Origin of the sequence: Rhodococcus sp. NPDC060086 (genome assembly GCF_042730275.1) — a bacterium.
Classification (GTDB): Bacteria; Actinomycetota; Actinomycetes; order Mycobacteriales; family Mycobacteriaceae; genus Rhodococcus.
The window spans coordinates 1-21,884 of record NZ_JBHWWZ010000058.1; the positions used below are offsets into that span (position 1 = coordinate 1).

21 protein-coding genes are annotated in these 21,884 nt (G+C 66.8%); 14 read left to right on the top strand and 7 right to left on the bottom strand.

Annotated elements, in window-relative coordinates; genetic code table 11:
• Window positions 1-40: 40 nt before the first annotated feature.
• Complete coding sequence (locus tag ACFWB0_RS22560; protein ID WP_095887907.1) at window positions 41-115, bottom strand: 50S ribosomal protein bL37; 75 nt, start codon at window positions 113-115, stop codon at window positions 41-43.
• 105 nt (window positions 116-220) lie between these two features.
• Here ACFWB0_RS22560 and ACFWB0_RS22565 point away from each other — a divergent pair, with 105 nt between their 5' ends.
• Both ACFWB0_RS22565 and ACFWB0_RS22570 read left to right on the top strand, forming a co-directional pair.
• On the top strand, window positions 221-436 hold the full coding sequence (locus tag ACFWB0_RS22565) for a biotin/lipoyl-binding carrier protein (RefSeq protein ID WP_378492628.1): 216 nt from the start codon (window positions 221-223) through the stop codon (window positions 434-436).
• Window positions 437-453: 17 nt separating this feature from the next.
• Window positions 454-1,926, top strand: coding sequence for a sensor histidine kinase (locus ACFWB0_RS22570; protein ID WP_378492629.1), 1,473 nt, complete (start codon window positions 454-456; stop codon window positions 1,924-1,926).
• Between the two features lie 129 nt (window positions 1,927-2,055).
• Here ACFWB0_RS22570 and ACFWB0_RS22575 read toward each other — a convergent pair whose 3' ends face one another.
• Both ACFWB0_RS22575 and ACFWB0_RS22580 read right to left on the bottom strand, forming a co-directional pair.
• Window positions 2,056-2,310 carry a WhiB family transcriptional regulator gene (locus ACFWB0_RS22575; protein WP_132470936.1) on the bottom strand — a complete coding sequence of 85 codons (255 nt, stop codon included), beginning with the start codon at window positions 2,308-2,310 and terminating at the stop codon, window positions 2,056-2,058.
• Window positions 2,311-2,534: 224 nt separating this feature from the next.
• Window positions 2,535-3,497 carry a diacylglycerol/lipid kinase family protein gene (locus ACFWB0_RS22580; RefSeq protein WP_378492630.1) on the bottom strand — a complete coding sequence of 321 codons (963 nt, stop codon included), beginning with the start codon at window positions 3,495-3,497 and terminating at the stop codon, window positions 2,535-2,537.
• Window positions 3,498-3,544: 47 nt separating this feature from the next.
• On the opposite strand from ACFWB0_RS22580, the gene ACFWB0_RS22585 reads away from it, so the two are divergent.
• Window positions 3,545-4,033, top strand: a complete 489-nt coding sequence (locus ACFWB0_RS22585; RefSeq protein WP_378492631.1) for a hypothetical protein — start codon at window positions 3,545-3,547, stop codon at window positions 4,031-4,033.
• A 176-nt stretch (window positions 4,034-4,209) separates the two neighbouring features.
• Complete coding sequence (locus ACFWB0_RS22590; protein WP_378492632.1) at window positions 4,210-5,010, top strand: ParA family protein; 801 nt, start codon at window positions 4,210-4,212, stop codon at window positions 5,008-5,010.
• 53 nt (window positions 5,011-5,063) lie between these two features.
• Here ACFWB0_RS22590 and ACFWB0_RS22595 read toward each other — a convergent pair whose 3' ends face one another.
• Window positions 5,064-6,296: a hypothetical protein gene (locus ACFWB0_RS22595; protein ID WP_378492633.1), complete on the bottom strand. Its 1,233-nt coding sequence runs from the start codon at window positions 6,294-6,296 to the stop codon at window positions 5,064-5,066.
• A 6-nt stretch (window positions 6,297-6,302) separates the two neighbouring features.
• Window positions 6,303-8,018, bottom strand: a complete 1,716-nt coding sequence (locus ACFWB0_RS22600; protein WP_378492634.1) for a DEAD/DEAH box helicase — start codon at window positions 8,016-8,018, stop codon at window positions 6,303-6,305.
• A gap of 203 nt (window positions 8,019-8,221) precedes the next feature.
• Here ACFWB0_RS22600 and ACFWB0_RS22605 point away from each other — a divergent pair, with 203 nt between their 5' ends.
• Window positions 8,222-8,926, top strand: a complete 705-nt coding sequence (locus tag ACFWB0_RS22605; protein ID WP_378492635.1) for a ferritin-like fold-containing protein — start codon at window positions 8,222-8,224, stop codon at window positions 8,924-8,926.
• 46 nt (window positions 8,927-8,972) lie between these two features.
• Window positions 8,973-9,203 (top strand): DUF3107 domain-containing protein, encoded by a 231-nt coding sequence (locus tag ACFWB0_RS22610; protein WP_378492636.1) that lies wholly within the window; start codon window positions 8,973-8,975, stop codon window positions 9,201-9,203.
• A gap of 85 nt (window positions 9,204-9,288) precedes the next feature.
• On the opposite strand, the gene ACFWB0_RS22615 is transcribed toward ACFWB0_RS22610, so the two are convergent.
• On the bottom strand, window positions 9,289-9,951 hold the full coding sequence (locus ACFWB0_RS22615; protein ID WP_378492637.1) for a TetR/AcrR family transcriptional regulator: 663 nt from the start codon (window positions 9,949-9,951) through the stop codon (window positions 9,289-9,291).
• Window positions 9,952-10,162: 211 nt separating this feature from the next.
• Between ACFWB0_RS22615 and ACFWB0_RS22620 the strand changes: the two genes are divergently transcribed.
• The 8 genes from ACFWB0_RS22620 to ACFWB0_RS22655 all read left to right on the top strand — a co-directional run bounded on the left by ACFWB0_RS22620 (window position 10,163) and on the right by ACFWB0_RS22655 (window position 20,108).
• Window positions 10,163-11,257 carry a DUF3152 domain-containing protein gene (locus ACFWB0_RS22620; protein WP_378492638.1) on the top strand — a complete coding sequence of 365 codons (1,095 nt, stop codon included), beginning with the start codon at window positions 10,163-10,165 and terminating at the stop codon, window positions 11,255-11,257.
• An 82-nt stretch (window positions 11,258-11,339) separates the two neighbouring features.
• The gene (moeZ, locus tag ACFWB0_RS22625) at window positions 11,340-12,524 is read left to right on the top strand and encodes an adenylyltransferase/sulfurtransferase MoeZ (RefSeq protein ID WP_378492651.1); all 1,185 of its coding nucleotides are present in this window, start codon (window positions 11,340-11,342) and stop codon (window positions 12,522-12,524) included.
• 139 nt (window positions 12,525-12,663) lie between these two features.
• Window positions 12,664-13,518, top strand: a complete 855-nt coding sequence (locus ACFWB0_RS22630) for a TIGR02569 family protein (RefSeq protein ID WP_378492639.1) — start codon at window positions 12,664-12,666, stop codon at window positions 13,516-13,518.
• 149 nt (window positions 13,519-13,667) lie between these two features.
• Window positions 13,668-15,104 (top strand): MFS transporter, encoded by a 1,437-nt coding sequence (locus ACFWB0_RS22635; protein WP_378492640.1) that lies wholly within the window; start codon window positions 13,668-13,670, stop codon window positions 15,102-15,104.
• Window positions 15,105-15,151: 47 nt separating this feature from the next.
• Window positions 15,152-17,686 carry a nitrite reductase large subunit NirB gene (gene nirB, locus ACFWB0_RS22640; RefSeq protein ID WP_378492641.1) on the top strand — a complete coding sequence of 845 codons (2,535 nt, stop codon included), beginning with the start codon at window positions 15,152-15,154 and terminating at the stop codon, window positions 17,684-17,686.
• Between the two features lie 104 nt (window positions 17,687-17,790).
• Window positions 17,791-18,228, top strand: coding sequence for a nitrite reductase small subunit NirD (nirD, locus tag ACFWB0_RS22645; protein ID WP_378492642.1), 438 nt, complete (start codon window positions 17,791-17,793; stop codon window positions 18,226-18,228).
• Window positions 18,225-19,355 (top strand): uroporphyrinogen-III synthase, encoded by a 1,131-nt coding sequence (locus ACFWB0_RS22650; RefSeq protein ID WP_378492643.1) that lies wholly within the window; start codon window positions 18,225-18,227, stop codon window positions 19,353-19,355. The genes nirD and ACFWB0_RS22650 overlap by 4 nt, the downstream gene beginning before the upstream one ends.
• Before the next feature lie 33 nt (window positions 19,356-19,388).
• Window positions 19,389-20,108: a sirohydrochlorin chelatase gene (locus ACFWB0_RS22655; RefSeq protein WP_378492652.1), complete on the top strand. Its 720-nt coding sequence runs from the start codon at window positions 19,389-19,391 to the stop codon at window positions 20,106-20,108.
• A gap of 41 nt (window positions 20,109-20,149) precedes the next feature.
• Here ACFWB0_RS22655 and ACFWB0_RS22660 read toward each other — a convergent pair whose 3' ends face one another.
• Window positions 20,150-21,880 (bottom strand): NTP transferase domain-containing protein, encoded by a 1,731-nt coding sequence (locus ACFWB0_RS22660; RefSeq protein ID WP_378492644.1) that lies wholly within the window; start codon window positions 21,878-21,880, stop codon window positions 20,150-20,152.
• Window positions 21,881-21,884 lie beyond the last annotated feature (4 nt).

Here is a 21,884-nt window from a genome sequence, read left to right on the forward strand (position 1 = left end):
GAAGCAATGCTTTCCGGCCCCCGCGACGTCTGTCTACGCGTCAGGCGTTGGGACGCTTGCCGTGGTTTGCGGCACTACCCTTACGGCTGCGCTTCTTCCGACCTCGCTTGCCCATGGTGGGATCTCCTTTCTCGTTCATTACAGTGTTCCACGTGCGGTCGAGTGGCCCTGTCGGCAGGTCCACCGTCCGGGCTACCTGAGCAGCGAATCGAGGTGTCCGATGGCAGAGGATGTGCGCGCCGAAATGGTCTCCACCGTCTTCGAGGTGGTGGTCAGTGAAGGCGATGTGGTTGCGGAAGGAGACACCCTGGTCATCCTGGAATCGATGAAGATGGAGATTCCGGTGCTCGCCGAAAGCGCGGGCACCGTGACCTCGGTCGACGTTGTCATAGGCGACGTCATCCAACAGGGTGACCTCATCGCGGTCATCTCCTGAGCACGGAACTTCGGACGGTGTCGACGCTCAGCGCGCTTCTCGCAACCCATACCGATCTGCCGGGTGCGGCCGTGGACCACCTCCAGAGGGTGGTGGGGGAATGGCAGTTGCTTGCAGATCTGTCGTTCGCCGATGTCCTGCTGTGGGTGAGTGCGGACCCCGGAGACATCGTGTGTGTGGCCCAGTGCCGCCCGACCACGACCTCGACGGTGCTGCCCGAAGACGCGGTGGGCACCGTCGTCTCGGACGATGAACACCCGTACGTCCGCGAAGCGTTCGAAACCGGGCGGATCGCCACGGCGCAGCCGGGCTCAGGCGATGCGATCAACATGCGGCAGGCGGTACCCGTCCGATGGGGCGACGACATCGTCGCGGTCCTCAGCCGCGACGCCGCGCGCGTATCGAGACGGTCGGCGAGCGCACTGGAAACCGCCTATCTGGAATGCGCGGACGCGCTCTACCGGATGATCAGCGAAGGAAGCTTCCCGACCGCCGAGGCACGTTCCGACACGAAGTCGAGCCCGCGCGCCGGCGACGGCTTCATCCGGCTCGATCGGGAAGGCTGTGTGGTCTACGCGAGTCCGAATGCCCTGTCGGCCTATCACCGCATGGGCTTCAATTCGGATCTTCGTGGGCAGGATCTGATCGAGACGACTCGGGCATTGGTCACCGACCCCTTCGAGAGTCGTGATGTCTCCGACTACCTGCGGGGCGCGGTCGAGGGCCGCAACGGGCAACGTATGGAGGTCGAGGCGCGCGGCGCGACGGTGTTGATCCGTGCCCTCGTCCTGACGCCGGGGGGCCGGATCGACGGTGCGGCGGTCGTCATCCGCGACGTCACCGAAGTCAAGCGACGCGACCGCGCACTGATGAGCAAGGACGCGACGATCCGTGAGATCCACCACCGGGTCAAGAACAACCTGCAGACCGTTGCGGCGTTGCTACGGCTGCAGGCACGCCGCACAGGCAATGTGGAGGCGCAGCAGGCGCTCGGCGAAGCAGTCCGGCGCGTGACGTCGATCGCGCTGGTGCACGAGGCGCTGTCGATGTCGGTCGATGAGGAAGTCGATCTCGACGACGTCTTCGACCGGTTGATTCCGATCGTCGTCGACGTATCGGCCGTCGGGAGCCAGGTGCGGGTGCATCGTGAAGGCAACCTGGGGGTGTTTCCGGCAGACCGAGCGACCCCGCTCGTGATGGTGCTGACCGAACTCGTGCAGAACGCGGTGGAGCATGCGTTCGATCCGGGTGCGCACGGCACGGTGACCGTGCGGGCGCACCGTTCGGCACGTGTGCTCGATGTGGTCGTGCACGATGAGGGCAAGGGTCTGCCCGAAGGCTTCTGTCTCGCGGATTCGGACCGTCTCGGCCTGCAGATCGTCCGGACTCTCGTCGCGGCCGAACTGGGAGGCTCCATCGAACTCGAGACGAGCAGTTCCGGCGGAACGGAGGCAAGACTCAGTCTGCCGCTGGGCAAGCGGCCTTCCTGACGAGAGCGTGCGCAGGCGCCTGGCCATCCGGGCGTCACCGGACACACCGTCACCGGACACACAAAAGCCCGGCACCCGAAGTGGTGCCGGGCAGTGCGTCGACTTGCAATGCCTCACACAGGAGCTGTGTCACACAGCGGTGCGTGCCCGGGTCCGGGCGTTGCGGCGCTTGAGTGCGCGACGTTCGTCCTCGCTCATGCCGCCCCACACGCCGGCGTCCTGGCCCGACTCGAGAGCCCACGAGAGGCACTCGGTGGTGACCGGGCAGCGGTTGCACACGAGCTTGGCATCAGCGATCTGCGCGAGCGCCGGGCCGCTGTTTCCCACAGGGAAGAACAGTTCCGGATCCTCGTCGCGGCAGATGGCCTTGTGGCGCCAGTCCATGCTTCTACTCTCCTTCGATGGTGCTGCGCGCACCGGATGATGGTCTTGTCGAGTTCATGCTGGAGTCGCGAAGTATTTCCGCGGAGTTACTTGTGAATGCTTTCACGAACGAGCGCGAAGTCAATAGAATCGGCCACGACCGTGGGGAAGCTCACGCAGGCATTGAAGCTGTGTTGTTCCCAAAGTACATTTCTACACCCTGGCCAGCGGCGATGTAAGACGAATCACAGATTTGTGCGCTTGGATTTTGATTCGGGAGCCACTACGTCCAGTAAGTCCGGAACGGATACGAATACGACTTCCGTTCGCATTCCCAAGTAATCGCCGTCGACCTGAAGTCCGATCGGTCGTGTCGATACTGCCCGGACGCGCGGTGTGTCGTCGACACGAATCAGATGTGGGGACACGGGTTCACCCCGTCGTGCCAGCAACTGCCGCACCACCCGAAGAGTCGCGGCGACCCGAGTGGTGGTCATTGCGAATACACCCAGGCCGGTGTCGAACGAAGTGCCGGGGTTGGTGTGTACCGGCCGGTCGGCGAGGAAGGTCCACGGACTCGAGTTCGACACGAATGCGTAGTGGACACCGTCGACGGGTTCGCGGCCGGGAAGCTCGAGGGTCAGCGCGGGGTCCGCCCGCTTCGATGCGAAGAACTGTTTGACGGCGTGCCGCACGTACCGCGCGGTGGTGACCTTCTTCCCGGAGGCACGGGACAGGTCGATGGCTTCACACACCTGGGCATCGAGTCCCAGGCCGGCGTTGAACACGAACCAGCGGCCCTCACAGAATCCGAGCCCGATCCGGCGGCGGGACCGCTCGGCGAGCAGCGTCAGCAGCTGCTCGGTGGCCTCCATCGGATCGGCTGCGATCCCCAGCGAGCGCGCGAAGACATTCGCCGAACCACCAGGAACCACGGCGAGCATCGGCAACGACGGATCTGCGGCACGCGGGGACGGTGCGCCGAGAAGCCCGTTGACGATCTCGTTGACCGTGCCGTCACCGCCGTGCGCGATGATCACGTCCATTCCGTCGGTGTGTGCGGAGCGAGCCAGCTCCGCGGCGTGCCCGCGGTGCGTCGTGTGCGCCACGGTGAGCGCGACCCGGCCCGCCAGAGCGTGAGCGAGCCGGTCGCGACCGGCCGGTGTGGTCGTAGTCGCGTTGGGGTTCACGATCAGCAGTGCACGCACGGAACATCAGCCTAAGTGGTCTTTCGCGGGTCCACTACGCTGGCCGGGTGACCACCGAATCTTCGCGCAGCGCCATTCCGTCGACGGTCCGTATCGCCGGCATCCTCGTCGTCATCGAGGGTCTCGTGGCCATGGGGTTCGCGGTGTACTCGATCTTCCGTGCCGCATCGGGTGATCACGACCAGACGGTGACCAACGGATACGGCTTCGCGCTGTGGCTGGGGCTGCTGTTCGGCGGCGTCCTTGCGGCAGGGATCGCGTTGCTGCGGGGTGCGCGGTGGGGCAGGTCGGTGGCGGTCGTGGCGCAGATACTGCTGCTTCCGGTTGCGTGGTCGTTGCTCACAGATTCGCATCAGCCGATTCTCGGGACGTTGATGGCAGTGATCGTGGTGCCGGCACTCGTGCTGTTGTTCGCCCCGGCCACATCTCGATGGCTCGCGCAGGACTACGCGCCCGACTCACCGATCGATGCGAATACCGACCCGAACACCGATACCGACTCGAACACCGGCACGGATTCCGAGCGCGGCGCGTGACATTCCGGTCGGGCGCCTCGCGCTGAGGCCCGGCTCTACGGGGGATGGGTAGGCACTCTCGTCGGGCCCGGCACAGGCCGACTCGGACATGCGTAATTGCGCTTCACGCGACCCACCGGACATCAGCGGACGCGTCACGTCTCGCGCGCGATGCCGCTATGAGCGAGGATCGACGCGTGGCAACAGTACTTGCGGTGGCAAATCAGAAGGGTGGCGTCGCGAAGACGACCACTGTCGCGTCACTGGGCGCTGCCTTGGTGGGGCTCGGGCAGCGCGTCCTGGTGGTCGATCTCGACCCGCAGGGCTGCCTGACCTTCTCCCTGGGGCACAACCCGGATCGACTCGAAAAGTCCGTGCACGACGTGCTCATGGGTGACGCGGAGATCGCGGACGTGCTTCTCGAGACGGGGGAGGGCCTCGCCCTGCTTCCGGCGACGATCGACCTCGCCGGGGCGGAAGCGCTGCTCTTGATGCGCCCCGGACGGGAGTACGCCCTCAAACGCGCTCTCGCGGGGGTCGAGGACGACTACGACATCGTCATCGTGGATTGCCCGCCCTCGCTCGGGGTGCTCACCCTCAACGGCCTGACCGCCGCCCGTTCGGTCCTCGTACCGCTGCAATGCGAGACCCTCGCGCACCGAGGGGTCGGGCAACTGCTGCGCACGGTCGACGAAGTCAAGCAGATCACCAATCCGGGCCTGGAAATGCTGGGCGCGCTACCGACCCTGTACGACGCGCGGACCACGCACAGCCGCGACGTGCTCGCCGATGTGTCCGATCGGTACGACCTGCCCGTCCTTGCTCCGCCGATTCCGCGGACCGTGCGGTTCGCCGAGGCATCCGCGTCGGGTGCGACAGTCCTGTCGGGCCGCAAGAACAAGGGTGCGCAGGCCTATCGGGAACTCGCCGAGAACCTGCTTGCGTGCTGGACCGACGGTGCGGAGCCGGTCACGCTAGAGGTCCGGACAGAGGTATAGCCGGCAGGGTCGGGCGAGCAGAGGTCCGGCGAGCAGTTGCCCACCGGACCGGCTCAACGCGGACCGGATTCCGTCAGCGCAACCATGTCGTCGCCCCGTTGTTCGAGGACGGTGTCGCCCGCGACGGACAACGAGACCGTGGCGTCCGTGTTGCGTTCGACCTCGATGGTGCGAGCGATACCGCCCGTCAACGGATCGACCACGGCGATCGCGTCGTCCACCGGTAGCAGCACCGATCCGGCCATCTCGGAACCGTGTCCGAGTGTGCCCTCCACGGTCCAGAGCGGCGTGAAATCGTCGGTGTCGAGTGCAATGGTGTCGATGCCCGTCCACCACAGGAGCAGATCGTCGAACTTCTCCGCCGGACCGGTGTACACGCCGGATCCGGCCTCTCGCGGCAGCTCGTGCCGGTCGACAAGGGATCCGGAGGCATCGAACACCTCGAGGCGTGCACCACCGTCGGGGCCGGGTGGCAGATAGACGGCGGTGTGATCGTCGACCACCGCAACGATCTGTGCATCCCCGTCGGGTACCGCGGCGGGCATGATCGAGGAGGCAATGGTTTCGGGCTTCTGGCTGTCCTCTGGAGTGGTATCGAGCAGAGTCAGCCGCTCGGCAGGTTCCCCGGCGCACTGTTCGAGCACCGCGAGGTGGCTGTCGTCGGCATCCGCCGAACGGAACACGCATCCACTGCGGGGTTGCGCATTCGGATTGACCGGGGCGTCGACCCGGCCGTATTCGATCGTGCGCACCAGATCCGAACGCCACATTTCCAGACGGGTGTCGCCGAGTGCGATCAAGTGGGTCCCGGTGTCCACGAGATGCACCTCGCTGTCCGCATCGCTCGAACGTTGCGCACCACGTATACCGGACTTTGCGTCGAGCGCAGTCACCTGACCGCATCCGCGCGGATCGTTGTAGACCGACACGACGGAGCCCCAGGCGCCGATAGCAGTGCACAGCGGCCGGTCGCGTTGATAGCTCCACCGCTCGGCGCCCGTTCGTAGATCACGGCCGACGACGGTATCGCCGTCGGCCGTGGCCGCAGTGTCACCGATCACGACGGCCTGCGCCGTCGCCGAGCTCGGAGCGCGCCACGACTCCATGAGGGTGTCGGGCACCGACTCTGCGACGGGCGGGGCGGTGGCCGCCCCATCCCATGTGATCGACGTGGTGCCGCGTGCGTCTGATCGCAGCCACACGACACACGCCGCCACCAGGACGGCGACGACGAGTACCGCTGCAACGATCAGATCGGCCCGCGTGCGACGTTCGGGCGCGAGCACGTGGCTCTAGCCGGCCGAGGTGCTCGACACTGCGTCCTTCACGGCGGCGTCGTTCGATGCTGTGTTGTTCGAGGAAGCGGCACTGTTCGAAGCAGCGGTGTTGTTCGAGGCAGCGTCGCCCTCTGCAGGCTTGCGGCGACGGCGGCGACGTCGGCGTGAGCTCGACGCGGTGTCGTCGGACGTGGTGTCGCCGTCGTTACCGTCGGCACCACCCGTCGGTGCCGGGCCTGTGGCCGCGGAAGCAGCCGCGGTGTCGGGGCTCGTGGTGGTCGCGTCCACGGCTTTGCCGCGCACGGTGCGACGACGGGCCCGGGTGCGCTTGGGTCTCGTCGGACCTTCGCTACGCGCCGGGCGTTCACCCGAACCGCCGTCGGATTCGACGCGGGTTGTCGCGGGCTTGCGGACATGGCCTGTGATGCCCTCGGGGATGCTGAGCTCCTCGAACAGGTGCGGCGAGCTCGAGTACGTTTCGACCGGGTCCGGCATGTCGAGGCCGAGAGCCTTGTCGATGAGTTGCCAGCGAGGGATGTCGTCCCAGTCGACGAGTGTGACGGCGATGCCCGTACGACCGGCACGGCCCGTGCGGCCGATCCGGTGCACGTACGTCTTCTCGTCCTCGGGGCACTGGTAGTTGATGACGTGGGTGACATCGTCGATGTCGATGCCGCGCGCGGCGACATCGGTGGCGACGAGAACGTCGATCTTGCCCTCCCGGAAACGTCCGAGCGACTTCTCGCGAGCGATCTGCCCGAGGTCGCCGTGGACGGCACCGACGGCGAAGCCACGTTCGGCGAGTTCGTCGGCGACCTTCTGTGCGGTGCGCTTGGTGCGGGTGAAGATCATCGTCGCGCCGCGGCCCTCGGCCTGCAGGATTCGAGTGACGAGTTCGACCTTGTCGAGCGCGTGAGCTCGGTAGACGAGCTGGTTGGTGCGCTCGTGGACCGCGGAGGACTGGGCCTCCTCGGCACGGATGTGCGTCGGCTGGGTGAGGAAGGTGCGGGCCAGCGTGATGATCGGGCCGGGCATCGTGGCCGAGAACAACATCGTTTGGCGCTTGTCGGGGACCATCCCGAGGATCCGCTCGATGTCGGGCAGGAACCCGAGGTCGAGCATCTCGTCGGCCTCGTCCATCACGAGCACGCCGACTTTGCCGAGGATCAGGTGCGACTGATTGGCGAGGTCGAGCAGGCGGCCCGGGGTACCGACGATGACGTCGACGCCCTTCTTCAGCTGGTCGATCTGCTGCTCGTACGGGCGGCCGCCGTAGATGGCGAGGACTTCGAGGCCCTTCTTACCGCTGCCGGGCAGGTACTTCGACGCGTTTTCGAGGTCTTGCGTGACCTGGACACACAATTCGCGGGTCGGGACGATGATCAGCGCGCGAGGGGTGCCGTCGAGCGGCGCGGTGCCGGTGGCGGTGGTGATGCGATGCAGCAGGGGCACGCCGAAACCGAAGGTCTTGCCCATTCCGGTGCGGGCCTGGCCGATGAGGTCGTCGCCGGCGAGGGCGAGCGGCAGTGTCAGTTCCTGGATGGCGAACGTACGCTCGATGCCCACGTCGGACAGCGCGCGGACGATTTCGTCGCGAACGCCGAGTTCGGCGAAGGTGGGGGCAACGTGAGTGTCGTCGAGTTGTGCGGAGACGGTGGTTTCACTCGCGTCGTCTTCGTGGTCGATGGTGATCTTGCTCAGGGGTCTGGCCTTCCTGGTCTCGGCACGCACGCACGAGGTGGACAAGGCGACCGGCCTGCGTCTTCACGCGAGCCTGAAGATGGGGCCCGCGAGCGCGGCAGCGATCCTCAAACGGGTGCGCGCACATTATCGTCGAAGACCGCGGGCCACGGTGAGCGGCTCGATGCGCGGTCTTCTCACATCATTGTACCGTGAGCGGCGCATTCGACGAGGTAGTACTACGCTTTGTCGTCATGGGAGCCGAAACATCGCCGTCCGCAGCAGAACTCCACCCGTCGCTCTCTGCGACCCCGGTCCCGGCCGATCATCCGGGTGTCTCGGAACTGTTCTCGGTGCTCGCATCCGGTGAGATCGCCGCGTTCTACCGTCTCGCGGCCGAAGCCGCATTCTCGCCGTCGCTGCAGGGAAAAGTTGCGTTCGCGCAGATGGCGGCTTCCGAGATGCGTCATTTCGAGATTTTGCGCACCGCGCTCGAGGATCGAGGCGTCGACGTCTACACGGCGATGGAGCCCTACAACCAGGTGCTCGACGCGTACCACGAATCGACGACTCCCTCCACGTGGCTCGAGTCGTTGGTCAAGGCGTATGTCGGTGACGGAATCGCGGCCGATTTCTACTGTGAGATCGCTGACATGCTCGATCCGCAGGTCGCCACCGTAGTACGTGGAGTGCTCGCCGAGACCGGCCACTCCGAGTTCGTGGTGCAGGAGGTCAGGGCGGTCGTCGAACGCAGCAGCACGCAGAAGGACCGGCTCATGCTGTGGGGCCGGCGCCTGCTCGGTGAGGCGATCACGCAGGCACAGTACGTGCTCGCACAACGTGAAGACCTGGCCGAACTCGTCATTCTCGCGTCGGGCGACCTGTCGAACATCGCCGCGCTCATCGATCGCATGCAGGTCGAGCACGCCAAGAGGATGGCAGTGCTCGGGTTGCATTAGCCTGGCGAGGACAAGCAATTCAGCCTGAGAATCTCGGAGGTCTTTCGTGGAGGTCAAGATCGGTGTCGCGGACAGCCCGCGCGAAATCGTCATCGTCAGCGAACAGACACCCGACGAGGTGGAAGCGCTCGTGACCGATGCCCTGAACGGCGGAAACAAGGGCGTACTCGCTCTCGTGGACGAGAAGGGCCGCAAGGTTCTCGTGCAGGCCGACAAGATCACGTACGTGGACATCGGCCCCGCCACCGCGGGCAAGGTGGGCTTCGCTGCGAGCTGACGTCGCGCACCACGAGAGGCCGGGATGCACTCGAGTGCATCCCGGCCTTCGTCGTCGGTGGCTCGGTGGACCGTCCGAGCGGCAGTCAGCGCTTCTGCAACTCGGGCTGCAGCGGGACGTGCTTGAGACCGCCCCACGCAAGGGCCACGGTGGTGTCGACGGCGTCCTCTTTGGAAATCGGCCGGGCTGCGTCGAGCCAGTAGCGCGCTGTGAATTGGCTCGTACCGACGAGTCCGACCGCGAGGATGCGGGCGCGGTACGGATCGAGACCTGAATCGTGGGCTACCAGATCGAACACGGCGTCCACGCATGCCTCGGTGGCCTGCTCGACGCGGCGCGCGACCTGAGGCTCGCCCATGAGGTCGGACTCGAATACCAGCCGGAAACCCTGACTGTCGTTGTCGACGAAATCGAAGAACGCCTGGACGGCGGCGCGGACGCGCTGCTTGTTGTCCGTGGTCGAACGCAGAGCCTGCCGCACCCCGTTGATCAGGATGTCGACATAGTTCTGCAGGACTGCACAATACAACTCGAGCTTGCCGGGAAAATGCTGGTACAAGACCGGCTTGCTGACCCCCGCGCAGTCGGCGATCTCGTCCATACCGGCGGCGTGGTACCCACGCGTGACGAACACCTCGCTGGCTGCCTCGAGCAGCTGAGCGCGTCGCTCGTCCCTCGGCATTCGCGAGCCGCGCTTCGTGCCGGTGGTGTTGCCTCGTCCCGAGGCTCGGGCGGCGACTTCGGTCATGCTGACTCCCAATCTGAACAAGCGACGATCGTGAGCATTGCTACGTCGACGCGAATCATCTCTGCAGGTTACAGGTCGGTGTCGGTGCAGGCGGATAGCCCTACCGTCGAGTATCCGCCTTTTCGAGTAGCGCGGTAGGTGCTTGTACGAGAAGTCAGGACCCATCACGGACACCCCGTCCGATCCACCGCAATGTGACATTCTGGCAACCGTGATCGACCGAGGAGGAGCACGTACGACCCGGCAACCGCACGGCTCGGCCCTGCAATCACCGGACTCGCAGCAATCACCGGACTCGCAGCAATCACAGGACCCCCGTCTTCGCGCGCGTCGGCCGCTGGACGAATCGGGCCCGCGTTCCGGGGCCAGACAACCGCTCCGGGCGCAATGGGATCCGGTCGAAGGCGACCGTCGTCCGCCGCGTCGGCCCCGACCGACGCGAGATGTGCGCAAGCAGACCCGCGTCGGGCGCTTCGTCGCCCGGTACGGATGGCGTGCCTACGCGGTGCCCGTGCTCGCCGCAGTGACGGTGTTCGTGGTGTGGGATGCGGTGCAGGGGGACACCACACCTGCGCTTGCGGACGGTGACGGTACGGCAGGGGCCGTGGACGACGCCGTCGTCGCGGAGGCGCCCGTCGCGGACGGTAACTTTCCGGCCGATCTCGAGTCCGGTGCGCTGCCCGAGGGCGGATCGTTCGTGGGGAGCGGCGCCGGCACCTGGAGGGTGCTTCCCGGCAGCACCGAGCAAGCCGGATACGGCGAGCGGCAGGTGTTCACCTACACGGTGGAGATCGAGGACGGGGTCGATACCACCGCGTACGGCGGAGACGCCGCGTTCGCCAAGATGGTCGACGAGACCCTCGCCGACCCGAGGAGCTGGACCGCGGACCGGGCATTCGCGTTCCGGCGGGTCGACAACGAGGCCCCCGACTTCCGGGTCTCGCTCACCTCGCAGATGACGATCCGGCAATACTGCGGATACGACATCGAACTCGAAGGTTCGTGCTTCAACCCCGGCGTCGAACGGGTGCTCGTGAACGAGCCGCGCTGGGTTCGGGGCGCGGTCGCGTTCAACGGCGACATCGGTTCGTACCGCCAGTACCTGGTCAACCACGAGGTGGGGCACGCGGTGGGCTACGCCGCGCACGAAGGATGCACCACGGACGGTGGACTCGCGCCGATCATGATGCAGCAGTCCTACGGCACCGCGAACGACGATATCGCTCGACTCGATCCCGAGGGGACCATTCCCGCAGACGGAAAGGTCTGCCGCTTCAACCCCTGGCCGTTTCCCCGCGGAGCGTGACCGCCTCGGACAACGGTCGTCGGCGGTGGGACAATCGGCGGTGTCCCCCGCAGAGGAGTAGATCGTGACCGTACTGCCGTCGGTGGAACCGACTGCTGCCCTATCGCCGCTGGTCGAGCCCGCAGGTGAGCTCACCCGCGAGGAAATCGCCCGATACAGCAGGCACCTGATCATCCCGAATGTCGGTGTCGCGGGTCAGAAACGGCTGAAGAACGCAAAAGTGCTGTTCATCGGTGCCGGTGGTCTCGGATCGCCCGCGTTGCTGTATCTCGCCGCCGCCGGCGTCGGCACCATCGGCATCGTCGAGGACGACCACGTCGAATCATCGAACCTGCAACGGCAGATCATCCACGGACAGGCGGATATCGCGCGTTCCAAGGGGGAGAGCGCTCGCGACAGCGTCCGTGCACTCAACGACAACATCACCGTGCGTCTGCACCCGGTGAGGCTGGATTCGAGCAACGCTGTGGCGCTGTTCGAACAGTACGACCTCATTCTGGACGGCACCGACAACTTCGCGACCCGCTATCTCGTCAACGACGCCGCGATCCTGGCCCGCAAGCCGTACGTGTGGGGGTCGATCTTCCGGTTCGAAGGCCAGATCTCGGTGTTCTGGGAAGACGCACCGGACGGGCGCGGGCTCAATTATCGCGATCTCTACCCTGAGGCTCCGCCGCCGGGCATGGTGCCGTCGTGCGCTGAAGGCGGAGTACTCGGTGTGCTTCCGGGCACGGTCGGCACGATCATGGCCACCGAAGCACTCAAGCTGATCACCGGGATCGGCGACCCGTTGCTGGGCCGTCTGATGATCTACGACGCACTCGCCATGACTTTCCGCACAGTCACGCTGCGACGCGACCCGGCGCGATCGCCGGTCACCGAGCTCGTCGACTACGAGGCATTCTGCGGAATCGTGCCGGAGAATGCGGCTGCCGCGGGAGCGGATGCGACCATCACCGCAACCGAGCTGCGGACGATGATCGACTCCGGTCGCGACATCGCAATGATCGACGTCCGTGACCCGGTCGAATGGGACATCGTTCGTATCGAAGGGGCGCGACTCGTGCCGAAGGACCGGATCGTGTCGGGCGACGCACTCGCCGAGCTGCCTCAGAACACGCCGATCGTGCTGTATTGCAAGACGGGCATCCGGTCGGCGGAGGCCCTCGCCGTACTCCGGCGCGCCGGGTTCGCCGACGCAACCCACCTACAGGGTGGTGTCGTGGCCTGGGCGCAGCAGGTCGACACATCGCTGCCGCTGTACTGACGCAGGCGCTCGACCGGAAGAGACATCGTGTGGCAGGACGGTGGGCGCAAGAGCTCCGGGTGCATCGGTGTCAACTTGTGACCTGGCCGCGCGGGGTGCCATCCCTGCTCCGCTGCATACCGGCGGTACCGTGGGCCGCGTGAGTCCGCTCGAACCCCCGCAACACGTGTGCTCCACGTTCGGTCTTCGCGACGTCCAGCCGGTCCCGCTCGGGGCCGACTGGGACGGCGGCTACCGCTGTGGAGACGTGGTCCTGTCCAGGGTTGCCGACCACGCGCGTGCCGCGTGGTCGGCGAAAGTCCGAGAAACCCTCACCGTGGACGGGGTCCGACTGGCCCGGCCGGTCCGGGCGACCGACGGGCGGTACGTGGTGTCCGGCTGGCGCGCCGACACCTACATCGTCGGTACCTCCGAACCTCGGCACGACGAAGTGGTGTCCCTGTCGCTGCGACTCCACGCAGCCACCTCCCAGCTCGAACGTCCTCGATTCCTGATGCAGCCTCCCGTCGCGCCCTGGGCGGATGTCGACGTGTTCGTCGCCGCGGACCGTGCCGCGTGGGAGACGGTGCCGCTGCGCTCGGCGCGGGCGGCCGGTGCACCCGAAACGGTCACCCCCGACGGACGGAAGAGCCTCGACCTGATTGCGCAACTCGCCACGTTCCGCAAGCCCGTGCACCTTCCCGACCAACTCGTCCACGGCGACCTCTTCGGCACGGTGCTGTTCGCGGGTCGTGCGGCCCCGGGGCTGACCGACATCACGCCCTACTGGCGGCCGGCGTCGTGGGCAGCAGCAGTGGCTGTCGTCGACGCTCTGTCGTGGGGCGGTGCCGACGATGCATTGATCGGCAGGTGGGAAGACCTGCCGGAATGGTCGCAGATGCTCCTGCGCGCGGCGATGTTTCGGCTCGCGGTCCATGCCTTGCATCCGCGGTCCACCGAGGACGCGTTCCCCGGTCTCGCGCACACCACCGACCTGGTGCGGCTGCTCCTCTGACCCTGCTGTATTTCCGGCACTTCGGAGTGCTCACAGCGGGGCGCTGCATCCGGTGAGGAACTCTTGACTTTCCAGTCACCGCGGGCAGCACCGCGGCAACACCCGCTCCATACCTTAGGACCATCAGAAACCTGAGAGGGGTGGCCGGCGTGAGTGTTGCACTCGAAAAAGAGCCGCTGCGAAGCAAATTCGCGCGCAAACACTACATCGACAAGTGGGACGCGGAGGATGTCGACGCGTGGGAGGCGGGCGGCAAGGACATTGCCAAGCGCAACCTGATCTGGTCGGTGATCGCTGAACACGTCGGCTTCTCGGTGTGGTCGATCTGGTCGGTGATGGTGTTGTTCATGCCCACCGAGATCTACGGCATCGACGCCGCAGGCAAATTCTTCCTCGTCGCAGTGCCCACCTTGGTGGGCGCGATCCTGCGCATCCCGTACACGGTTGCGACCGCGAAATTCGGCGGGCGCAACTGGACGATCTTCAGCGCCCTCGTCCTGCTCGTTCCGACCGTGGCCACGCTCTACCTGATGCTGAACCCGGGCCACTCGTACACCACGTTCATGCTGGTCGCGGCACTCGCAGGTGTCGGTGGCGGCAACTTCGCGTCGTCGATGACGAACATCAACGCGTTCTATCCGCAGCGGCTCAAGGGGTGGGCGCTCGGGCTGAACGCCGGCGGCGGCAACATCGGCGTCCCCGTGATCCAGCTGATCGGTCTGCTGGTGATCGCGACCGTCGGCAACACCGCCCCGTGGATCGTCTGCGCGATCTACCTGGTCCTCTGCTCGGGTGCGGCTCTCGGCGCGGCCCTGTTCATGGACAACCTCGGCGACCAGCGCGCCGATCTTCGGGCGATGGGCGAGAGCCTGAGATTCAGCGACTCGTGGGTCATCTCCTTCCTCTATATCGGCACATTCGGCTCGTTCATCGGATTCAGCTTCGCATTCGGCCAAGTGCTGCAGATCAACTTCCTCGCCGGCGGCGACACCCCCGCGCAGGCCGCGCTCCACGCCGCGCAGATCGCCTTCATCGGACCGCTGCTCGGCTCGGTGGCACGACCCCTCGGCGGCAAACTCGCCGACCGGATCGGCGGTGGACGCATCACCTTGTGGACGTTCGTCGCAATGGCACTCGCCGCGGGGGTCCTCATCGTCGCGGGAACACTCGACGACGCGACAGAGGGAGCCGCATCCGGCGGGATCATGGTCGCGCTGGTTCTCGGATTCGTCGCTCTGTTCCTGCTGTCCGGGCTCGGCAACGGCTCGGTGTACAAGATGATCCCGTCGATCTTCGAGGCGAAAGCACAAGGCCTCGACGATTTCGATCGAGCCGAGAAGGCAGCGTGGTCGCGCAGCATGTCGGGTGCGCTCATCGGGTTCGCCGGTGCCATCGGCGGTCTCGGTGGAGTCGGCATCAACTTGGTGCTCCGCGCCTCCTACTCCGGTGAGGCACAGTCCGCGACCATGGCCTTCTGGGTCTTCGCAGCCTTCTACCTGGCCTGCATCGCCGTGACCTGGGTGGTCTTCCTGCGGGTCCCGCGGCAGGACGCAGAAATCGAGCAGACCCCGGTCGCGTCCGCCTGATCGCCACACCAGTACCAGCACCACCTGCACGAAGAGAAGGAAGAACCATGAGCCGCAAGAACGTAGTCGTCGCCGGTCACGGCATGGTCGGACACCGTTTCGTCGAGGCGCTGCGCGCCCGCGACGCTCAGGACGCATGGTCGGTCACGGTGCTGTGCGAAGAGGGGGACCCGGCCTACGACCGTGTCGGCCTGTCGTCGTACGTCGGCTCGTGGGACCGCAAGGAACTCGCGCTCGCAGGCAACGACTACCGCGGCGACGACCTCGTCGAACTTCGGATCGGGACGCGCGCGGCATCGATCGACCGGTCGGCGCGCACCGTCACCACCGGCGACGGGGAGGTCCTGCCCTATGACGCGCTCGTTCTCGCGACCGGTTCCTTCGCGTTCGTGCCGTCGGTGCCCGGGCACGACCTGCCAGGCTGTTTCGTCTACCGCACGCTCGACGACCTCGACGGTATCCGCGACGCCGCAGCACGGACCGTGGCCGATGCGCAGACCGCCGGGCGGAGCGCGGACGGCATCGTGGTCGGTGGCGGCCTGCTGGGTCTCGAGGCCGCGAACGCCTTGCGCGGAATGGGTCTGACCGCACACGTCGTCGAGTACAACGACCGGCTCATGCCCGCCCAGGTCGACGAGGGTGGAGGCAAGGTCCTCGACCGGCTCGTCACCGGGCTCGGTCTCGTCACACACACCGGGGTCGCCACCGAGAAGATCGAACCGGGACCGGCAGGTCTGCAGGTGTCGTTGTCGGACGGCAGCACGATCGATGCGGGCCTGGTCGTGTTCTCGGCGGGTGTGCGGCCCCGTGACCAACTTGCGCGAGAGGCCGGACTGGACCTTGCAGGCCGCGGTGGTGTGCTCACGGACCTCTCGTGCCGCAGCACCAACGACGAAGCCGTCTACGCGATCGGAGAGGTCGCCGCGGTCGACGGGGTCTGCTACGGCCTCGTCGCACCCGGGTACAGCACCGCCGAGGTCGTCGCCGATCGGCTGCTCGGCGGCGACGCCGAGTTCCCCGGCGCGGACATGTCGACGAAACTCAAGCTCCTCGGTGTCGACGTCGCGAGCTTCGGTGACGCACACGCACGGACCCCAGGTGCGCTCGAGGTCGTGCTGTCGGACTCGGCGAAAGGTACCTACGCCAAGCTCGTCGTCTCGGACGACGCCAAGATCCTTCTCGGTGGCATTCTCGTCGGCGATGCCTCCGCGTACGGGTCGCTGCGGCCCCTGGTGGGTCGTGAACTGCCCGGCGATCCGGCGTCGCTGATCTCGCCGGCGGGGGAGAAGCCGGGAGCGGGGTCGCTGCCCGACGACGCCGAAGTGTGCTCGTGCAACGGCGTCACGAAAGGTGCAATCTGCGGGGCGATCGCCGATGGTGCATGCGATATCGCGCAGATCAAGGGATGCACGGGTGCAGGCACCACCTGTGGCGGCTGCCTTCCCACCGTCAAGCAACTCCTGGCATCCTCGGGTGTGGAGATGTCGAAGGCGCTGTGCGAGCACTTCGAGCAGTCCCGCGCCGAGCTGTTCCAGATCGTGCAGGCCACAGGGATCCGGACCTTCTCCACTCTGATCGAGCGCCACGGCACCGGTCGCGGCTGCGACATCTGCAAGCCGGTCGCTGCATCGATCCTCGCCTCGACGGACTCCGACCACATCCTGCACCGCAGCCAGGCCGGTCTGCAGGACACCAACGACCATTTCCTCGCCAACATCCAGAAGAACGGCACCTACTCCGTGGTGCCGCGGATGCCCGGCGGTGAATGCACCGCCGAGCAGCTCATCGTCATCGGTGAGGTGGCCCGAGACTTCGGGCTCTACGTGAAGATGACCGGTGGTCAGCGCGTCGACCTGTTCGGTGCCCGGGTCGAGCAGCTGCCCCAGATCTGGAAGCGGCTGGTCGACGCGGGGATGGAGTCCGGTCAGGCATACGGAAAGTCCCTGCGGACCGTCAAGAGCTGCGTCGGCTCGACCTGGTGCCGCTACGGCGTGCAGGACTCGGTGGGCATGGCAGTCGACCTCGAGAACCGCTACCGGGGGCTGCGGTCTCCGCACAAGCTCAAGTTCGGTGTGTCCGGATGTGCGCGTGAATGCGCCGAGGCCCGCGGCAAGGACGTCGGGATCATCGCCACCGAGGGCGGCTGGAACCTCTACGTGTGCGGCAACGGCGGTCAGTCGCCCACACACGCGCAGTTGCTCGCCGGTGGTCTCGACGACGAGACCCTCGTCAAGTACATCGACCGGTTCCTCATGTTCTACGTGAGGACCGCCGATCGTCTCCAGCGCACCGCACCGTGGCTCGATGCACTCGACGGCGGGCTCGATCACCTCAGGGCCGTCGTGTGCGAGGACAGCCTCGGCATCGGAGCAGAACTCGAAGCAGCGATGACCAAGCACGTCGCCGGATACAAGGACGAGTGGGCCGGCGTGCTCGAGGACCCGGAGAAGCTGGCACGCTTCGTCTCGTTCGTCAACGCTCCCGACGAGGCCGACCCCACCGTGCAGTTCGACGATTCCGGCGCACGCAAGGTACCTGTTCTGATGGGAATGCCCGGAGTCAGGGCCGACGAGTCGAACTAGGGCGTGATTACCGGGCGGGAACCGCCGGGTAACGCAGTAGAAACACCGGAGGACCAGAATTCCGGGTAGCCAGCTCGAACCCCATGAAAGAAAGGTGAGGACCCATGACCGTCACCGCGATGCCGACCACGGAGACCACGACACGCGACAGCGTGCTGAACGGCCGGCTGGAATGGACATCGGCCTGCCCGCTGAGCCACCTCATCCCCGGGCGGGGCGTGGCCGTGTTGCTGCGCGGGGGCGAGCAGGTGGCGTTGTTCCTGCTCGACGACGGTACGTTGCGTGCTGTCGGCAACATCGACCCGGTCGGTCGCGCCGCCGTGATGTCGAGGGGAATCGTCGGCGACCGTGCCGGTGAACCGACCGTGGCGTCGCCGCTTCTCAAACAGGTCTACTCGCTCGACGACGGCCGTTGCCTCGACGGTCCCACCGTGAGCCTGCCGGTATACGACGTCCGTGTGTGGGCAGGGGTCGTGCAGGTCCACAGCAAGCTCCGCGGTGGTGTCGGCGTCGAGGCCGTGGACACCGGCGTCGTTTCGTGAGCTCCGAGAACACGCCACTGCGCGGGTTCACCATCGGAGTGACTGCGTCGCGGCGCGCGGATGAGTTCGCGACGCTGCTCACGAGGCGAGGCTCCGACGTCGTCCTCGCTCCCGCGATCCGGATCATCCCGCTCTCCGACGACGCCGAACTCGAGCGCGCCACGCGTGCCATCGTCGCCGACCCGCCGGCCGTGACCATCGCGACCACCGCGATCGGGTTCCGCGGCTGGATGGGTGCGGCGGACGGATGGGGGCTCGCGGACGACCTGTCACGGGCGCTGAGCGCGAGCCGCATCCTTGCGCGTGGGCCGAAGGTGACGGGGGCGATTCGGGCCGCAGAACTGCGGGAGGAATGGTCGCCGGAGTCCGAGTCCTCCAGCGAGGTCCTCGAGCACCTCCTCGCGGAAGGTGTTGCGGGGAAGCGGATCGCCGTGCAACTCCACGGTGAGCGGACCGAGTGGGAACCGGGTGACGACCTGTGCGACGTCCTGCGCGCTGCCGGGGCCGACGTCGTAGCGGTGCCCGTGTACCGCTGGACGCCACCGGAGGATTCGACACCGCTGGACCGGATGATCGAGCAGATCAGCGACCGCGCACTCGACGCCGTGACCTACACCAGCGCACCGGCGGTCGCGTCGATGCTGATGAGGGCCAAGGCAACCGGAATGCTCGAACCGATGTTGCAGGGACTGCGCACCGGAGTCACCGCCGTGTGCGTCGGTCCGGTCACCGCCGCACCGTTGATCGAACTCGATGTGCCCGTGACGATGCCGACGCGGGCACGCCTCGGATCGCTCGCGCGCCACATCGCGGAGGACCTGCCCCGGCGTGCCGTCCGAATCAACATCGGTGCCCATGTCCTCGGGCTGCGCGGCAGGTGCGTCGTCGTCGACGACGAGGTGCGCTGCCTCGCCCCCGCAGGTATGGCACTGATCCGGGCGCTGGCAGCGAAGCCCGGCAACGTGGTCTCCCGTGAAGAACTGCTGACCGCCCTGCCCGGTGGTGGTGGCGACACCCACGCCGTCGAGACCGCGGTGGCACGCCTGCGTTCGGCGCTCGGTGTGCCCGCGCTGGTACAGACCGTCGTCAAACGTGGATACCGACTGGCAGTGGAGCTGGAGGAATGATGGAGCTGGAGGAATGATGGAGCTGGAGGAATGATGAACGGGGCTGATCCAGCGCTGCTCCTCGTCGCCCATGGCACCCGGAATCCCCGGGGTGTCGAGATGATCGCCGAGCTCGCGAGCGAGGTGTCGCGGACGGCGGGCCCGACACGCGTGGCATTCGTCGACGTACTCGGACCGTCCCCCGCCGAGGTTCTGCGCGACAGTGAGCGCCCGACCGTGCTCGTGCCTGCGTTTCTCGCCTCGGGGTACCACGTGCACACCGATGTTCCCCGCGAGGTCGCCGACAGCGGTCACCGCGGGGTCGTGGTGACGGACGCTCTCGGGCCGGATCCTGTGCTGGCGCGAGTGCTGATGAGGCGCTTGCAGGATGCGGGATGGTGCCCCGGCGACGCCGTGGTGCTCGCGGCAGCGGGATCGTCCGACCCGCGCGCCCTGTGCGACATCGCCTCCGCGGCCCGGATGCTGGAGTCGCTGACCCGAACCACGGTCAGGATCGGATATGTCGCCACGGGAGCTCCCCGGGTGGCCGAGGTCGTGGACGATCTGCGGGAGCAGGGGGCTCGCAGGGTGTTCATCGCGTCGTACCTGCTCGCCGAGGGTCTGTTCCATGGTCGCCTGCTCGAATGCGGAGCCGACGGTGTCGCCGCGCCGCTGGGGGTGACCGACTCGATCGTCGAATTGGTCGTGCGGCGCTACCGGACCGCAGTCGCCACCGCGCAATGGCCGAAGGCGACATTCATGCACTCCGAGTGACCGAACGTGACGTTCGGCTATGAGCAAGGTGGCAGCGACAGTCAGCGGGGGAGTGGCAACAGCTCGACCGAGTCGCCGTCGGCGGCATTCGGCGGCACCAGGGCAATCGCGGAACGGCCGATGAGGCCGGCGAGGTGTGAAGTCCGAACAGTGTTGTCGCACAACCACTTCCCGTCGGATAGTTGTCGGGCAGGGAGGAAGCGGGTGATGTCGCCGGTCACGTCCGATGCGTTCTCCAACGGTGCCGTCAGCGGTGTTGCCGATGTGCGGAGCGTTCGCCCGTCGACGATCGAGGGCAACATCACGAGCAGGGTCGACAGCGCCGCCACAGGATTGCCCGGAAGCCCGAGAACCGCTCGGCCATCCGGAAGCACGGCCGCGACCTGGGATCCACCCGGCTTGCACCGCACGCGTTCGACGACGACCGAGGCGTCCGCGCGCGCGAGCGCACCGCGCAGCTGATCCGCCGCCCCACGACCGGTTGCACCGACGATCACGATCACGTCGGCGTCGGTGGTCGTACGCAGCAGGACGTCGAACGCGTCGGCCGTGTCGCGAAGATGCCCACCTCCGGCCACGTCCGCACCGCACCACGACACGAACTGCGGAAGGATCGGCCCGAGCGAATCGCGGGTCTGTCCCTCGTGTAGTGGTCCGCTGCGACGGATCTCGTCGCCGGTGAGCGCGACGTGGACCCGCGCGGGGCCACGCACGTCGATGCGCGACACCTCACCGCTCGTTGCCGTGGAGACGATCGCGGGCGTGACGGCCGAGCCTGCTTCCGCCAGCACGACTCCGGATTCCCATTCCTCGCCGATACGGCGGAAGTCGTCACGCACCGGAGCGTCCGGGAGTCGTGTGACGATCCCGTCCTCGACGACGACGTACTCGTCGCGCACCACCGACGTCGCACCCGACGGTAGGTGTGCGCCGGTGGCGATGCGGGCGGCCTCCCCGGACTTCAGTGCGAATTCACCCACGGCGCCTGCGTATCGAATCTCCGTCCGCAGTGTCCACGGGCTGTTTCCGGACACCGCGTATCCGTCCATGGCGGACGTCGCAGCCGGTGGCAGCGGCGCAGCGGCGACGAGTGGGGCAGCGAGCGTGGTCCCGAAGGCCTCGCGGGGTGCAATGCTGCGAACCGGTAACGGGTGCTGAGCCTCTCGAACGATCCTGCGTGCTTCGTTCGGGTCCACCGACGAGTTCGCAGCGGCGCGGGCGCGATGTAGATCGTCGGGTGTGTCGCAGTCCGCGGTCCCGGGTACGACCGCCGTGACGTAATGCTCCGGCAGCAGCGCTTTCATCGGCTGATCGGACGGATCGGGTCCGAGTGCCGCCAGGCGTGCGGCGAGCGCGGGCCCGCGCCACACGGCGAGGAGGAACTGAATCTTCCCGCTGCTGTCGACGGCGAAGGCCGCATCCGCGTCGGGTGCAGTATCGAGCGTGCCGATCAGAGCAACGATCGATTCGGCGGAGACGAACGGGAGGTCGGCTGCGAGAGTCACGACGACCTCTGCCGTGGGACGGGCAGCGGCGAGGGCAGCGACCGGCCCGCCGCCTGCCGGCGACTCCTGAACCTGGACGACAGCGGGATCGAGATCGTCGCGGCGTGGGCCCACTACCGTGATGCGGGCGAATCCTTCCACCGCGGCGATTGCAGCGTCGAGCATCGATCGGCCCGCAACGACGAGTGCGGGCTTGTCGATACCACCCATGCGGGTGGCTCGTCCTCCCGCGACGATGACGGCCTCGGATTCGGTCAGCGTGGACATGCCC